A 15,037-nucleotide genomic window follows, 5' to 3' on the forward strand; every position below is an offset into this window, starting at 1 on the left:
GGAGGGATACGCATGTTTCACCGAACCGTCGGAGACCGGATTCTGGAGACGGTCAATATCGTGCTGCTTGTGTTAATCGCCGTCAGCATGTTCATTCCTTTTCTGTATATTTTCTCGGTCTCCTTCTCTTCCATGAAAGATTTTCTGGAGAATGATTTTATTCTGTGGCCCAAGGAATGGGTGGCGGACGCGTACAAGTATATTCTCGGCAACGACCGCTTCATCCGGTCCATCGGGGTGACGGTCTTCATAACGGTAGCAGGAACGCTGATGAATCTGCTCTTTACGACGACGATGGCGTATGGCTTGTCGCGGGATTTCGCGGGCCAAAGAACGATCCTTTTCATGGTGCTGTTTACCTTCCTGTTCGGAGCCGGCATTATTCCGACCTATCTGGTTGTCAAAGAGACCGGGCTTCTGGACTCCGTCTGGGCGCTCATTATACCTGTGCTGATCAGCCCGTGGAATCTGATCGTTATCCGCCAGTTCTTCCGCAATATTCCCGAAGAATTGCACGAGGCCGCGATTGTGGACGGAGCCAATCCTTTTACGATATTCGGGCGCATCATCCTTCCGCTGTCCAAGCCGGCGTTGGCCACCTTCGGCCTGTTCTACGCTGTCAGTCACTGGAATTCTTATTTTACGGGCTTGATCTATATCAGCAATCCGGCCAAGTGGCCCATACAGGTGCTGCTGCGCCAAATTGTCGTCGTGAATGACAACACCTCCTTGCTGGAGCAGCAGACCTTGGTTCAGCCGCCCCCGGCGGAGACGATTCAGATGGCCGCTATTTTGTTGGCGACGGTCCCTATTTTGGCGGTTTATCCGTTTCTGCAGAAGCATTTCGCCAAGGGGGTGATGCTCGGTTCGGTCAAAGGCTGACTATTTCATGCCGGCGTTCCGGGAATCTGTCCGATTTATCGATGACGCAACGATTCCGGGATGACAAGAGGGTGGCACAAGATTCGCTCATTATAAGCGGAGGTGGTCGTAATGACTAAAAAGAGATGGATAAGCGCGGGCTCGGTGCTGATGACGGTGGCTTTAACAGCGGCGGCCTGTTCGGGCGGGGGCTCCCAGGGAACTTCCCAGCCTTCCGGGGAGCCCGGGGCAAAGCAGGCGGAAGAGAACAAAATGCATGAGATCAGCTTCATGAACTTCGCGTATACGATTTTTCCTGCGGCGGAGGGCGCCGGAGTCGATGCCATCAAGGAAAAATTCAACGCTCATATCAAATCGCAATTTATATTGCAATCGGATTTTAACAGCAAGCTGTCGGTCGTCATGGCCTCCGGTGACATGCCGGATGTCGTTGCGATCAAGGATCTGGATTCGAATTATTATAAATGGGCCAGGCAGGGGGCTTTTCTTCCGCTGGATGACTATATCGACCAATACGAGACGTTTCGCATGGTTCCCGATGAAATTTGGGATCAAATCCGTGTAGACGGCAAAATCTACAGCATCCCGATGTATGCCCCCACCTATGTGTTCAGCAATATCATCCGGAAGGACTGGCTGGACAACCTCGGGCTGTCGATGCCGACCAATTATGAGGAGCTGCTCGAGGTAGCCATTGCCTTTACGAAGGACGATCCGGACGGTAACGGCAAGGACGATACGTACGGCTTTGCTCTTGGAGAAAATATATCGCCTGAATATATGGCAGGAGCTTATTGGTCCGGAGGTTGGTACCACAAAAATGAGAACGGCGATTATATTCCCGGAATCATCGGCCCCGGGCGTAAAGAAGTGATTGAAACCTTAGCGGCGGCGTACAGGGAAGGAGCGGTGACCAAGGATTTTGCCGTGCTCAACTGGGCGCAGGCGAATAAAGAATTTTATTCCGGCAAGGCGGGGATTTTCATCGGCACTCCGACCGGGATGGTAGAAGAGTATTATACCGGATTGCTGGAAGTGAATCCCGAGGCGCGGCTGGCTTCGATTCCTCATTTCGTAGCTCCCGACGGGAGTCAGGGACGGCTGCTGGGGCAAGGATATTTCGGCCTGTCCACTCTATCCTCGAAGCTGAAGAATGATCCGGAGAAGGTCAAGAAAATACTGGAGATTATGGATTATGGCCGGCAGTTCATCCCGGTGAATGAGCGAACCCCGGACAATGAAGTGTTTGATTGGCTAATGGGGCACGAGGGAGTGGGCTACGAGATGGTGGACGGCAAGGCGGTGCTTAAGCCGGGCTCGGAGAGCATTACGCCGATTCAATATATGCTGCAGCGGCATGAATTTTGGAAGCCGTGGGCACCCAACGATGAAGCGAATCAATACTCGATCGCTTCTTACAACGATCCGAGAATGCAGCAATTTATCGCTGAAATCGAAGAGATGGAAGCGACATACAACAAAACCCCTTATGCGGATCCGAGCCGCGGTATTTTCTCTGAAGCTCAATCTTCCAAAGGAGCCGATTTGCAAAAATATATTATCGGAGAGCAGACGAAGATGATTTCCGGTCAACGCCCGCTATCCGATTGGGATCAAATGGTCAAGGAATGGATGGGACGAGGGGGCGCGGATATCATCAGAGAGATCAATGACGGAATTAAAGAAAGAGGAGCGGCCAAGTAAATTGCCGAGACGAATTCGGGCCAAGCCGAGGTTATATGACCTCGGCTTTTTTTGGTTCATAACAGAATATATAACTCCACTTTGTGGGGGACTGGTAAAAGCGATTAAACGTGTTAAGAAAATTGGCATAAAAAAGCTCATTATGGTGAAACTACCATTACTTATTGATATCAACAAGTTGTGGCAATTGGAGGTGTCAGGATGGCAGAGGAAAAACATAATAAAAGCGCCCCGCGCGATGAATCCAGACGACAGTTCCTGAAATATTCCGGAGCGGCTCTTGGCGGAGTAGTTGCCGGCGGAGTGATTGGCGGAGTGATCGGATCGACAATGACCGCTCCTAAGGAAACGGCACCACAGCAGCCGGGCCAGACGGAGCAGCCGCCGGTCAAGGATTATAATCAGGCGCTGATGTTCCTTAATACGGAGCAATTTCAGTTGACCCAGGCAGCAACGGAACGTATTTTTCCGAAGGACGAGCTGGGGCCCGGCGCTATTGAATTGGGGGTCGCGTATTATATCGACCACCAACTGGCCGGTCCGTGGGGTATGAACGCCAGAGATTATATGATAGGTCCATTCTTCAAGGCAGAGGCGACCCAAGGATACCAATCCGGGTTTAAACGCCACGAAATATTCACTTTGGGGCTGCAGGCGCTGAAAGATTATTGCCAAACGAAGTACAGCAAGGCTTTCGCGGATCTGGACGAGGCCCAGCAGGACGAGGTTCTGACCGTATTTGAAAAAGGAGAAGAAGTCCAGCTTCACGGAATGTCGAGCAAAATTTTCTTTAATTTGCTGCGCTCCTTGACTCTGGAAGGAGCTTATGCCGATCCGCTATACGGCGGCAACAAAAATATGGACGGCTGGAGGATGCGCAATTATCCCGGCAATCAGATGAGCTATGCCGATGTCATCGACAAGGAAGAATTTATCAAGATGGAGCCGGCGAGCCTCCATGATCACATGAGTCACTAACTAGATAAGGGGACATGCAAGTGGCTACTACATTACCAAAGGTACCGATTGTAATCGTTGGATTAGGTTGGATGGGAGGCATCATTGCCTCGGAGTTGACCAAAGCGGGACATAAGGTAGTTGCTTTGGAGCGGGGTAAACCGCGGAAGACGGAAGATTATTTCATGGTGCATGACGAACTGCGCTACGCTCAACGGTATGAGCTGATGCAGGATCTGTCCAGGGAGACGGTTACTTTCCGCAATACGGAAAAAGTGCGGGCCCTGCCGATGAGATCCTACGGCTCCTTCTTGATGGGAGATGGAATCGGGGGCGCAGGGGTTCACTGGAACGGGCAAAACTACCGTTTTCTCCCCTATGACTTTGAGATTTATTCCAAGACGGTGGAGCGCTACGGAAAGAATAAAATTCCGGACGGCATGATTATCCAGGATTGGGGAATTACCTACGACGAGTTGGAGCCTTACTTTGACAAATATGAGAAAATGGCCGGAATCAGCGGTGAACCCGAGCAAAACCCAATGGTCGGCCAGCGCTCCAGCCCGTTCCCGACTCCGCCGATGAAGAAAACCCCGGGAATGAAGCTGTTCGAGGATGCCGCGAGAAAGCTGGGATACAATCCCTATGTCATTCCGTCAGGCAATTTATCCGAAACCTATACGAATCCGGACGGCATTACTCGTGCTGCCTGCCAATACTGCGCTTTCTGTGAACGGTTCGGCTGTGAATATGGCGCGAAGGCGGATCCTATCGTAACCGTGCTTCCCGTAGCCCAGAGCACCGGCAACCTGGAAATCCGCACATTTTCCAATGTGACCCGGATCATTCACGACGGCAAGAGGGCAAGCGGTGTCGTTTACATCAATACGTTAACCGGAGAAGAGTTCGAGCAGCCGGCGGATTTGGTCATACTGGCCAGTTATGTATTCTCCAACGTTCGTCTGCTTCTTCTCTCCAAGCTGGGCAAACCGTATGATCCGGCTTCCGGAACCGGTGTTATCGGCCGAAACTACGCGTACCAGATTACGGGCGGGAATGCTTACGGCTTCTATGATGACAGGGAGTTTAATCTTTATATGGGGGCAGGGGCGCTAGGAAGCTGCTTCGACGATTTCAACGGAGACAATTTCGACCATTCGGACCTGAATTTCATTCACGGGGCGAATATTCGCTTCACCCAAACCGGAAATCGGCCGATCGCCAGCAATCCGACGCCGAGCGGCACTCCGAAGTGGGGCAAGGAATTTAAGCAGATGTCGATCAAATACGCCAACCGCATGCTTGTAGTCAGTATTCAAGGGGCCAATATGCCATGGAGGCATCATTATATGGATTTGGACCCGACCTACAAGGATATATACGGACTGCCGCTGCTTCGATTAACCTATGATTTTGAGAATCAGGATCGGGAATTGGTCAATTTTATTTCAACCAAAACCGAAGCGGTCATGAAGGAAATGAATCCGACCAAGCTGGAAACGTCCAAAGCGATCAGCAACTATGATATCGTCCCATATCAGTCCACGCACAATACGGGAGGCGTAGTGATGGGGGCGGACCCGAGCACTTCTGCAGTCAATTCCTATTTGCAGATGTGGGATGCGGATAATGTATTTGTCGTAGGAGCATCGGCCTTTCCCCATAACAGCGGATACAATCCGACGGGCACAATTGGGGCGCTGGCATACCGGGCTTCGGAAGGCATTCTCAAATACTTGCAGCAGGGCGGATCTCTCGTATAGGGCTCTGTTCTGTTGAAGGACAGGGGTAGAATGGATATAAAAGAAAATCTGGTCGTTCATCTGACCGAGCTACGCAAGAGATTGATCGTGGTCGCGACGGTCTTGTTGGGCGCCATGTGCGCGGGGTTGTATTTATCTCCCGCCATATTGCGCTATGTTCAAGCCAGGCCGGGCGCCAGCGGCATCGAGTGGAACGTATTCTCGTTGACGGACGGGCTGTTCGTCTACATGAAGTGCGCGTTTCTGTTTGCGATCCTGTTCACTCTTCCGGTGCTGCTGTATCAAATATGGGCATTTGTCAGGCCGGGTCTGACTGATGCGGAGGCCAGAGGAACACTTGCATTCGTTCCGGCCTCCTTCCTGCTCTTCCTTACGGGCACCGTTTTCGGCTACTATGTCGTTTTTCCGATGATGGTCGGGTTTATGAAAACGATGAACGCCTCGATCGGGGCAATGGAGACTTACGGGATCGATCGTTACTTTTCCTTCCTGTTCAACGTCGTCTTTCCGATGGGGGTCTCCTTTGAAATGCCCGTTGTCGTCCTGTTTCTTACACGGCTTGGGCTGTTGACTCCGGAGAGGCTCAAGGGAACCCGGAAATATGCTTATGTCGGGCTTGCGATCGTAGGGGCGCTGATCTCGCCGCCGGACTTCATCTCGCATCTGTCCGTGACGATTCCGTTAATTGCCTTGTTCGAAATCAGCGCCGCCTTGGCAGGCCATTACTACAGAAGACTAGCAACACTGTCAACCAATACCCAGTAAAGGGGAGGTTAATCAAATGTTCAATAATGTAGGGATTCCCGGCTTGATTATTATCCTGGCCATTGCCCTGATTGTCTTCGGGCCGGCCAAGCTTCCGCAGCTCGGAAGAGCTTTCGGCGATACGCTGCGTGAGTTCCGCAATTCGACTAGAGGAATGGTCGACGATACCGAGGATAATGTGGTCCGCCAGGAGAAGGACGAACTTAAATTGCTTAAGTGACAAGGAATAAAAGCCGCAGATCCCTGTGATCGGCGGCTTTTTTACCTATAAAATGGCTTGATCTCCCTTGGAATGAAAAAAAAGATGTGTTTTTGCAGGCTTTACCGCGGACACGGGATCAAACAGCCCAAAGCGTGCAGAATTGCAGGCTTTACCGCGGATACGAAGCAAAACGTCACTTTTCTTGGGGTTTTGGGTCTTGGTCATGCACTGTCAGTTGTCCAGTGCATCAGCGGGTATGCACACATATGATATTGGAGTAAAAAAGCTCTATATACCAGTACAGTAAAGGCCGCGTGTACAGGAACGCGAGCAGTGAATCTCTGATACCGGATGCCGTCTCCGATATCGGTTAAGGAGGTGCCGTCTGTTGCATCTGTTAATTATCGCCCCGGAACAAATCCCGGTTCCTCCGGTATTGGGGGGATCGGTGGAAATTTCGATTCACCATATTGCGAAAGAGCTGTCCGCCAGCCATCAGGTAACGATCATCAGCCGCGAACATACCGGCTATCCCGCCTTAACTAAAGACGGAAATCTAACGATCATCAGGGTTCCGGGAGGAAGTCCGGGCAATTATTTAAACCATGTCCTCAGAAGATTGGCCGGCCATACCTTTGACTGGGTGCAGGTAGATAACCGCCCTCTCTTTCTCCCTCGGGTAAAGCGGCAATTTCCTAATACGCCCGTGTCCATTTTCCTGCATTCGCTGACATTTGTTTCCGCCCCCCGAATTTCACGTGAGCTGGCGTTCCGCTGTTTGTCCAAAGCCGATTTGATAGTTGCCAACAGCTTGTCTTTACAGAATAGGCTGAAAGAACGGTTCCCCCGCCTTCACAACAAAATTAAGAAAGTTTGGCTGGGAACGGACTTGAATCGGTTTCGGCCGCCGACACCGGCAGAAAAAATGGATCTGAAAAACCGATACGGGCTAGCGGCATCATTCACCGTGGCCTTCGCAGGGAGACTGATTCCGCGCAAAGGACTTCCCCTGCTGATCCGCGCTATCCGCATGGCGCGAAATGAAGTTCCCGAAATCAAACTGGTAGTGGCAGGGAAGAGCCAGGTGCATGGTTACGGGATGAAATTAAAGAAGCTCGCCCGGCATTACCGGGTCCCGGTCGTGTTCTTGGGGCAGCTGTCGCATCGGCAAATGCACAAGCTGTATTGGATGGCCGATTGCTTCGTCTGTCCGTCGCAAAAGCATGAAGCCTTCGGCCTGGTAAACGTAGAGGCGATGGCTACCGGGCTTCCCTGCATAGCCTCTAATATCGGGGGAATCGGGGAAATTATCCGGGACAAACATAACGGACTGTTGGTCGATCATTATCAGGACTACAGAGCGTTTGCCGCACGGATTGCTTATCTTGCCCGTCACCGGGAATGGGGGAAGCAATTGGGCAAGCAAGCGAGGGAGGATGCAGTCAAGAGGTTTGGTTGGAAAACATCAGCAGGTCATTTAATCAATCTGTATGATCTTTATTACAGGTCCAATGTTAAGTCAAAGGTGGAGGAAGCGCGGTGAAACTGACAGCGAACAAATGGCTTAAGACAACCATCCTGCTGCAGAACGAACAGATTCGCCCGGTCATTCCCGAAACCCGGCGGATGAACAGGGACAGCCTGCAGGAAATGTTGAATAAATACGGTATGGTTTATATTAAACCTAATTTCGGAACCTTCGGTATCGGGGTCATCCGAGTCGAGAAGGAAGAGGCCGAGGGTAGACTCCGGTTTCATTTTCAAAGAGGGAAGCGCAGATGGACGTTCGGTTCTTATACGGATATGTATGCTAATCTGTTAAGACAAACCGGGAAGAAGCGCTATTTGGTTCAGAAGGGAATCAGGCTCTTAAGCCATGAGCAGCGTCCCTTCGATATTCGCGTAATGGTGCAGAGGAACCCGGCGAAGAATTGGGAGACCACCGGGATGATGGGAAGGGTGGCTCATCCTCAGAAGGTAGTAACGAATTATCATAATGGAGGGACGCTTAAGACGGTTGACGTCCTTCTGAGCCGATACATGGGCCCTGCCGAGAGGGAGAAGTATATGGCACGGCTTGCCAAGCTGGGGACGGATGCGGCCATACAACTGTATAAACATTTTCCCGGATTGAAGGAAATCGGGGTCGATATCGCCATCGGCAAAGATTTAGATCCCTGGATTTTGGAAGTTAATTTCCGGCCGGACCCTTATATTTTCAGAAAATTGGCCAACCGAAAAGCCTACTTCAAAATTTTAAGGTATGCCAGGGCCTATAAAAGAATCCGATAGCCTGTCTACTTCGATTTATGCGTCTGAAAAATTTGAAAAGCTCTCTCCATCTATTTCCTTATGAAACTATAAGGGGTCTGGATGTGGTATGATAAGGACAAATTGACGTTGCTTTCAATATAAACGAAATGGGTGGAGAAGAAATGTCTAAGCTGGCCGTTGTCACCGATTTTGACGGGACCTTAATGCAGCAGGATGTCGGAGATTTGCTTATGAAAACAGCCGAGGTCGAGAAGGAACCGGCAGTGGTGGAGGCTTACCGCCAATTCGATGCCGGTCAGGTCGGTTCCATGGAGGTGGCGAGAACGAGCTACTCCTTTCTGGCAGACCGCAAATCATTGGTGGACGATGTGATCCGACAGATAAATCCGCGGGAGGGAGCTGCGGATTTTCTTGACTTTTGCCGTAAGCATGGTATCCCTGTCACGATACTGAGTGATGGAATGGAATATTATATCCGGGAAATCATCCGGAAGTTCGATTATCAGGTGGAGCAAATCATATCGAATCCGATTTATTATACGGAGGACGGAGGGTACAGGCTTGATTTCCAAAATGAAAATGAAGCTTGCAAATGGTGCGGCTGCTGCAAGGCGGACGTGGTGCGGAAATTAAAGCAGGAAGGCTACCATGTGCTATATATCGGAGACGGAACGAGTGATTATTATGGTTCGGGTTTTGCCGATTGGATCTTTGCCAGAGCAAGGCTGGCCGGTTACCTCGAAGAAGCGGGAGAGGCCTACTTTCCGTTCGAAACCTTCCATGACGTGCTGAAAGTTATAGAACCGGATCTGGATAAGTTCCTATCCGGAGAAGCCTCGGGCAAACGGATGGTCCCTAATACTTTTTGCCTGTTTGAAGAATAAATTTATCGCTTCCCGTTCAATGATGAGTGAGTAGAATAGTTTTGAACTTAAACAGGACAATAGTAGACTCTCGCGTTGGGCATGTCGGGTTGCCGACCCAAGGCCCGCAACGCGCGCCAGGAGAGGCGTGCGTTGACCGGGAGTCTTTATTTTTGGCATTTTCGTGTGTCAGGAAAGAACTCTACTGGGGAAGATGATCCTTAAGGGCTTGAACCAAAGTGGAATGGGTAGGTTCATCCGTATTTTTCCAAATAATTTCAAATAACACGCCTAACCCGGGAAGGGCCTGATCCGTGCTGTCAATCGAACCTTCAATCACATCCGTCAGTTCTTCTGTCGATTTGCCCTGTACTCGCTGCACAATAGCCTGCCTTAAGTCGATATTCATCGTGAGAAAACCTCCGTTGTCGTAAGATTCGTCGCGAGCAACCACAAAAGTTGCCCTATCTAAAGGCCGAACCATTTACCATATATAAAAGTGGGGGATGAAGCAAGCCACGAAGCCTGCTTTAGGGGGAATTGTTATTAATATGTCTTTAGGCACCCCCTTTTATGTATGGATCCCTACGGTATGGTATAATTCTAGGAAGAAGCTAAAGGAGCGGTAGCGATGAAAAAACAATTTGCCATTATCGGAATGGGCCGCTTCGGTTCGAGTGTGGCCAAGTCTTTATCGAAATCCGGGTATGATGTGTTGGCTGTCGATTCCAACGGCCAGAAGGTACAGGAAATGAGTGCCTTCGTGACCCAAGCGGTTCAAGCGGATTCCACGGATGAAGAAGCACTGAAGGCGCTGGGAATCCATCATTTTGATGTCGTTGTCGTAGCTATCGGGCAGGATATTCAATCCAGCATTCTGACTACCCTGATTCTCAAAGATCTGGGCATCCAGAAGATTATTGTCAAGGCGCAGAACGATTTGCATGGCAATGTGCTGAAGAAAATCGGCGCGGACAAGGTCATTTTTCCGGAAAGGGATATGGGAAATCGGGTCGCTCATCACTTGATCTCTCCCAACATCTTGGATTACGTTGAATTATCCGATGATTACAGCATCGTGGAGATTAAAGCGTCTCCCCAGATGATCGGCAAAAGTTTGCTGCAGTTGGATATCCGGGCCAAATATCGCTGTAATGTGATGGCTATCAAAACAGGCACCCATATGAATATTGCACCTCATGCTGAAGATGCGATCAAGGAGGACGATGTTCTTGTCGTCGTAGGGAAGAACGAGGATTTAGTCGAATTCGAGAAAACGTTCACGAAGTAACGGAGGCTGTATGACCAACGAAATTACATCAGTTAATAACCTGAGGGTTAAGCAGTGGGCGCAGCTGCTTGGCAGGAAGGGAAGAGACGAGCAGAATAAATATTTGATCGAGGGCACGCATCTGGTACAGGAGGCTTTGCGTTCGAACGAGCCGGTCGAGATGGTGCTTTATTCCATGGAACGCGGCCTTCCGCCGGAGCTCAAGGACAACGATCGTGCGGGGCGGGAGGAATGGATAGCCGTTACGGAAGCGGTGCTTTCCAAAGTGACGGATACCCGAACGCCGCAAAGCGTCGCTGCTATTGTCAGGAAGAGGGAAGAATCGGCCGAAGGGCTGCTGTCGTTATCGGACGGATTGGTCGTTGTCGTGGATGGAATTCAGGACCCCGGCAATCTGGGGACCATCATTCGGGCGGCCGATGCTGCCGGCGCTTCCGGAGTCGTGCTCGGACAAGGCACCGTGGACTTGTATAACCCGAAGACCATTCGCGCCACTATGGGATCGCTGTTCCATCTGCCCGTTGTGCAGGCAGAGCTGGCCCCGCTGCTTCGCAAAGCGGGCGATAGAGGCATTCAACTGCTGAATACTTCGTTGAATGCAAGCAAGACCTGCTACGAAACCGACTTCAGACAGGCGACCTGGATCATTCTCGGCAACGAAGGGGCAGGGGTTTCGGAAGAGGTGAGCCGTCTGGCCAATCATAACGTAATCATTCCTATGCGGGGCCGTGCGGAATCGTTGAATGTTGCCATGGCCGGAACCATTCTTCTGTACGAGGCGCTTCGACAGCGGTCTTTTCAGCAAATATAATTCCTGTCCAACCGACTAAGATAAAATTAGTACCCAAACAATACAAAAGACTGGAGGGGGATCTGTTTTTACTCGATCCTTTCATCAGTCTTTTTTCATCCTCCGCGGCGATCAAAAGCAGGGATTTCTCATCCTTTAAGCATGAACCCAGGTGATCAACGGGTTAGGGGATGTGATGAGTGCTTTGCTCAAGTTTTTTTCCCAAGCTCTTGCTCGGATTTTAAAACACTGATCTCAGCGTTCGCCTGACATTTTATCCTGCCCTTCTGAACACGAATTTTTATCTCATTTCGTTTCTAAATGAGACCTGCTCGTCAAGCGTCTATTTTTACGAATGTCAGAATGCCTATTTTGGTGCCCACTTCTCCAATCTTATTTTAATCTAGCCTTTTATGGTTGGTCGGTCCTACTCCTAACATGATAAGAATGTAAACCATGGCCAATGGTATAACGCTCATATTTTTCAAAAAGAACAGGTAGGCATTATATGCGGATTGTGCTGAATGTTCAACCGAATTGATATCTAAAATGTCGAGGATTGGGGTTAAAGAAAGATTCTCGATGACGATAATAGCTAAATTTCCTAGGCCATATAAGAACACAAGGAATATCACGATTTGAGCAAGAAAGAAGCAGGGCCAATTTTTCTTCAGATGCAAGGAACAAGAATCCCCAAGCCTCTGCCAAAACCTCTTCCGCCACAAACTTGTCAAATTTCCAGTAGTCATAAGGCAAAGCATGAGCAGAAACAATACGATTCTTGTCAATTCCACTAAAATTTCAAATACCATGGGTACTTGAAGCTGATTCCACATTTGATATGCACGGATACAAGACGGGATAAGTGCAAGGATGAGCAGGGAGAGATGGCGGTAAAAAAACAAGACGGAGGAAAAAAGTGTATGGAGACCATATTTTCCATAACGCATAAGATCAGAAAATCCCATAAGATCACCTCGTTTAACGATCAGATTATCTGTACAATGTTTAAAAGATAAATGATACTAACGGGAATAATGAACAGATTTTTTATGCCCAAAACCGCAACTTTTTGAATGGAATCGATAGCTGGAACGTGTTCGAACATTTTTTTAGACATATTCATTGCAATAATTATGACCAAGTTGAGGAACCCGAAAATAAGGCAATAGGTGAGCACATATTGTGATATACTCAATATCCATACCATGCTTTCAATAAAAGCGAAGGTTTTATTCGTGTGTTTGATTATGCTTTGAAAACACCGCATAATAGCTATAGGAATGGAGAGAAGAAATACGATGGCAAAGGTGAAATAAAATGCGTATGACCAGATCAGTACTCGCAATCCTTCCATGGCAGGATATAAAATACTGTTGTAAAAGATGTCCTCGAACAACTTTGTCATTCCTTCCGATTATAAAGCACAATAAAAACAAGGTTTAATTTACCTCCATAATAGAGTATCTCTAATTTGGGGATAAATTCATTATAGGGAGGGGCTATCTGATTGTCAATGAAAAATAATCCTGCGAATGAGCATAATGCAGTCAATTTAGGACAACAATTTAGTCTTGCTTTAATTATGTTCCACCAGACCGTTGCTGAAAAAGTTGGTTTAAATTTAACGGACTACAAAGTGTTAGGGCTTATCCCCGTGGAAGGACTTACTGCCGGGGAGATCGCATTAAAAACGGGGTTATCGACTGGAATGGTTACAACAGTGGTCGATAGACTTGAAAATAAAGATTTTGTTTACAGGGAAAGAGATCCGAAAGACAGGAGAAAGGTTATTATTAAGGCCAATTTTGGAAAAGTGGGAGCTGAATTAGGGCCGATTTTTCAATCGTTTGGACAAGCTATGAGCGAAGTAATGTCTGCTTACAGTCCGGAAGAAAACAAATTGATCCAAGAGTATATTATGAAGAGTACAGAGGTATTTAAACAAGAGACCGAGAAGCTGAACCAAGGATAATATTGCACTACAGATATGGAAACCCGTTGAAAAAAGGCTTGAGGGACAAGGGAGTTCGAGAGAAGGGCAGAGGGGAAAGTTTGACTTTTAAATTCGGAAACGAAACAGCCATCCGACGGATCCATTTTATAACCGAGACAGTCCGGGTTGTGCCCGGACTGTTTTCTTTTTGCCCGAATAGGGCGTTTCGTTTTGTTACAGCTTAGCCTCGCGTTCCGAAAGCTTTGCTTTGGAAGGGATGATTTTGTAAAGGATGAACAGCAAGCCCGACAGCACCGTTAAAGTGCCCGATGCGATAGCCAAGGCTGTGTCCGGGTCGGCCGTCAAGGCGCCGACGGCCGATGATCCCGCCACCACCCCGAGCGAGAAGAAGGCGTAGAACAAGCCGAAGGCCTTCCCCCGGTCCTCCTGGCGGACATGCTTGACCAAGAGCGCGCTGGTCGAAGGGAATATCAGTCCGTAGCCTATTCCGTACACAGCCATAATGAAATATAAACCTCCGAGGCTGGATACTATGGACAGGCTAAGCAAAGAAGCAATGACGATAACCAGTCCGATCATCAGCAGGCGGAAAGGGGGCAGCCGGTCGAACATCCGGTTGGATGGCAGCACGAACACGAGAATCGCCACCAATCCGAAGGTGCTGAGCAGCATTCCGGCAGATTGCGCCGGCAGCTGCAATTCATCGGTTTTGAGCGGAAGAGCGAAGGTAAGCACGCCCATGGCGAACAGAAGGGCGAAAGCCCCGGCATAGGCGGTTACGGCATGACGGTTGCCAAGAAGCGGCTTCCACGCTTTAATGGTTTCCGACCAGTACTGGCGCTCCACTCTTGTCCGCTCCGTCTGTGCTGCCTGCTTCTTGGGTAGCATCGTCCAGGCAATAATCGAGAAGACGGCAAGCAGTGCAGACGTTACAATAAACACCGCATCTACTCCCCACTTCGCTTTAAGGATTCCTCCCAACGCCGGACCTATAATCGCTGCCAGTCCGACGGAAGCGCCAGACAAGGCCATAGCCCTTCCTTGACGGTTCATCGAAGCTCTCGAAGAAGCGAGAGTAAACGCGCATGGTGTCAGAAGCCCCCCTGTAAGACCATGTAAAAAACGAACGGCAATGAGATGCTCCGGAGTATTAACGGTTAGGTATAACAAGAGTACAGCCGCTGTTATGGCCATCCCTATAATAAGCACAACTCTGGCTCCGATACGGTCAATCCATTGTCCTGCAACGACATTGCCGGCTATATTCGATAGCGAGTACATTCCGATTGTAAGACCGATAGCGAGCGATCCGGCTCCCAGGCTTTTGGCATAGGGCCCGATAATCGGAAGCTGTACGAATGTATCCAGGAAGGATACGAGAATAATCAAGTAGATCAGTGCTCTCATCATTTCCTCCAGGTTAAAAAAGGGAGCTGCGGCTCCAATAGTAGGGTTTTCTTACCTATTATAGCAGGTTTGGCGGTTATTGCGGACACTATAAGGAAGTCATCTTGACAACGAGTCCTTCTTTTTTGGCTGCGTAAGGCATAGATTAGTTAGAGGGATATGCCTATATACAAGGGGGGAAG

Annotated in this window: 15 protein-coding genes; 12 read left to right on the plus strand and 3 right to left on the minus strand. The window is 49.3% G+C overall.

Annotated features, from left to right (window positions below; translation table 11 throughout):
• The first annotated feature begins 12 nt into the window (after positions 1-12).
• The 9 genes from ACFQ03_RS02520 (at position 13) to ACFQ03_RS02560 (ending at position 9,431) form a co-directional block, all read left to right on the plus strand.
• Positions 13-882 carry a carbohydrate ABC transporter permease gene (locus tag ACFQ03_RS02520; protein ID WP_379285864.1) on the plus strand — a complete coding sequence of 290 codons (870 nt, stop codon included), beginning with the start codon at positions 13-15 and terminating at the stop codon, positions 880-882.
• Positions 883-993: 111 nt separating this feature from the next.
• On the plus strand, positions 994-2,586 hold the full coding sequence (locus ACFQ03_RS02525) for an extracellular solute-binding protein (protein WP_379285866.1): 1,593 nt from the start codon (positions 994-996) through the stop codon (positions 2,584-2,586).
• 201 nt (positions 2,587-2,787) lie between these two features.
• Positions 2,788-3,564: a gluconate 2-dehydrogenase subunit 3 family protein gene (locus ACFQ03_RS02530; RefSeq protein ID WP_144932456.1), complete on the plus strand. Its 777-nt coding sequence runs from the start codon at positions 2,788-2,790 to the stop codon at positions 3,562-3,564.
• A 20-nt stretch (positions 3,565-3,584) separates the two neighbouring features.
• Entirely contained in the window at positions 3,585-5,306 is a 1,722-nt protein-coding gene (locus ACFQ03_RS02535) for a GMC family oxidoreductase (protein WP_379285869.1), read from the plus strand.
• A gap of 30 nt (positions 5,307-5,336) precedes the next feature.
• The gene (gene tatC, locus ACFQ03_RS02540) at positions 5,337-6,071 is read left to right on the plus strand and encodes a twin-arginine translocase subunit TatC (protein ID WP_144932454.1); all 735 of its coding nucleotides are present in this window, start codon (positions 5,337-5,339) and stop codon (positions 6,069-6,071) included.
• Between the two features lie 16 nt (positions 6,072-6,087).
• Entirely contained in the window at positions 6,088-6,291 is a 204-nt protein-coding gene (locus ACFQ03_RS02545) for a twin-arginine translocase TatA/TatE family subunit (protein ID WP_144932453.1), read from the plus strand.
• 370 nt (positions 6,292-6,661) lie between these two features.
• Positions 6,662-7,816 carry a glycosyltransferase family 4 protein gene (locus ACFQ03_RS02550; protein WP_144932452.1) on the plus strand — a complete coding sequence of 385 codons (1,155 nt, stop codon included), beginning with the start codon at positions 6,662-6,664 and terminating at the stop codon, positions 7,814-7,816.
• Complete coding sequence (locus ACFQ03_RS02555; RefSeq protein WP_379285872.1) at positions 7,813-8,565, plus strand: YheC/YheD family protein; 753 nt, start codon at positions 7,813-7,815, stop codon at positions 8,563-8,565. Before ACFQ03_RS02550 ends, ACFQ03_RS02555 begins: the two co-directional genes overlap by 4 nt.
• A 143-nt stretch (positions 8,566-8,708) precedes the next feature.
• A complete protein-coding gene (locus ACFQ03_RS02560) occupies positions 8,709-9,431 on the plus strand; it encodes an MtnX-like HAD-IB family phosphatase (RefSeq protein WP_379285874.1) in 723 nt (240 codons plus the stop codon).
• A gap of 181 nt (positions 9,432-9,612) precedes the next feature.
• On the opposite strand, the gene sspI is transcribed toward ACFQ03_RS02560, so the two are convergent.
• Positions 9,613-9,819, minus strand: a complete 207-nt coding sequence (gene sspI / locus ACFQ03_RS02565) for a small acid-soluble spore protein SspI (RefSeq protein ID WP_144932443.1) — start codon at positions 9,817-9,819, stop codon at positions 9,613-9,615.
• A 222-nt stretch (positions 9,820-10,041) separates the two neighbouring features.
• Between sspI and ACFQ03_RS02570 the strand changes: the two genes are divergently transcribed.
• Together ACFQ03_RS02570 and ACFQ03_RS02575 are read left to right on the plus strand one after the other, a co-directional pair.
• Positions 10,042-10,701 (plus strand): potassium channel family protein, encoded by a 660-nt coding sequence (locus ACFQ03_RS02570; protein ID WP_144932440.1) that lies wholly within the window; start codon positions 10,042-10,044, stop codon positions 10,699-10,701.
• Positions 10,702-10,711: 10 nt separating this feature from the next.
• On the plus strand, positions 10,712-11,512 hold the full coding sequence (locus ACFQ03_RS02575; RefSeq protein ID WP_379285876.1) for a TrmH family RNA methyltransferase: 801 nt from the start codon (positions 10,712-10,714) through the stop codon (positions 11,510-11,512).
• A gap of 377 nt (positions 11,513-11,889) precedes the next feature.
• Here ACFQ03_RS02575 and ACFQ03_RS02580 read toward each other — a convergent pair whose 3' ends face one another.
• Positions 11,890-12,459: a hypothetical protein gene (locus ACFQ03_RS02580; RefSeq protein WP_379285878.1), complete on the minus strand. Its 570-nt coding sequence runs from the start codon at positions 12,457-12,459 to the stop codon at positions 11,890-11,892.
• A gap of 548 nt (positions 12,460-13,007) precedes the next feature.
• On the opposite strand from ACFQ03_RS02580, the gene ACFQ03_RS02585 reads away from it, so the two are divergent.
• On the plus strand, positions 13,008-13,466 hold the full coding sequence (locus tag ACFQ03_RS02585) for a MarR family winged helix-turn-helix transcriptional regulator (RefSeq protein ID WP_144932546.1): 459 nt from the start codon (positions 13,008-13,010) through the stop codon (positions 13,464-13,466).
• Positions 13,467-13,661: 195 nt separating this feature from the next.
• Here ACFQ03_RS02585 and ACFQ03_RS02590 read toward each other — a convergent pair whose 3' ends face one another.
• Positions 13,662-14,855 carry an MFS transporter gene (locus ACFQ03_RS02590; RefSeq protein ID WP_222126571.1) on the minus strand — a complete coding sequence of 398 codons (1,194 nt, stop codon included), beginning with the start codon at positions 14,853-14,855 and terminating at the stop codon, positions 13,662-13,664.
• Positions 14,856-15,037: the final 182 nt, after the last annotated feature.

It is taken from the genome of Paenibacillus residui (genome assembly GCF_042677205.1).
GTDB classification, from domain to species: Bacteria; Bacillota; Bacilli; order Paenibacillales; family NBRC-103111; genus Paenibacillus_L; species Paenibacillus_L residui.

Bases quoted from the DNA above. Each gene is read 5' to 3' on its own strand.
- ACFQ03_RS02520 (WP_379285864.1), top strand. From the start codon at position 13: ATGTTTCACCGAACCGTCGGAGACCGGATTCTGGAGACGGTCAATATC.
- ACFQ03_RS02525 (WP_379285866.1), top strand. From the start codon at position 994: ATGACTAAAAAGAGATGGATAAGCGCGGGCTCGGTGCTGATGACGGTG.
- ACFQ03_RS02530 (WP_144932456.1), top strand. From the start codon at position 2,788: ATGGCAGAGGAAAAACATAATAAAAGCGCCCCGCGCGATGAATCCAGA.
- tatC (WP_144932454.1), top strand. From the start codon at position 5,337: ATGGATATAAAAGAAAATCTGGTCGTTCATCTGACCGAGCTACGCAAG.
- ACFQ03_RS02545 (WP_144932453.1), top strand. From the start codon at position 6,088: ATGTTCAATAATGTAGGGATTCCCGGCTTGATTATTATCCTGGCCATT.
- ACFQ03_RS02560 (WP_379285874.1), top strand. From the start codon at position 8,709: ATGTCTAAGCTGGCCGTTGTCACCGATTTTGACGGGACCTTAATGCAG.
- sspI (WP_144932443.1), bottom strand. From the start codon at position 9,819: ATGAATATCGACTTAAGGCAGGCTATTGTGCAGCGAGTACAGGGCAAA.
- ACFQ03_RS02570 (WP_144932440.1), top strand. From the start codon at position 10,042: ATGAAAAAACAATTTGCCATTATCGGAATGGGCCGCTTCGGTTCGAGT.
- ACFQ03_RS02575 (WP_379285876.1), top strand. From the start codon at position 10,712: ATGACCAACGAAATTACATCAGTTAATAACCTGAGGGTTAAGCAGTGG.
- ACFQ03_RS02580 (WP_379285878.1), bottom strand. From the start codon at position 12,459: ATGGGATTTTCTGATCTTATGCGTTATGGAAAATATGGTCTCCATACA.
- ACFQ03_RS02585 (WP_144932546.1), top strand. From the start codon at position 13,008: ATGAAAAATAATCCTGCGAATGAGCATAATGCAGTCAATTTAGGACAA.
- ACFQ03_RS02590 (WP_222126571.1), bottom strand. From the start codon at position 14,855: ATGAGAGCACTGATCTACTTGATTATTCTCGTATCCTTCCTGGATACA.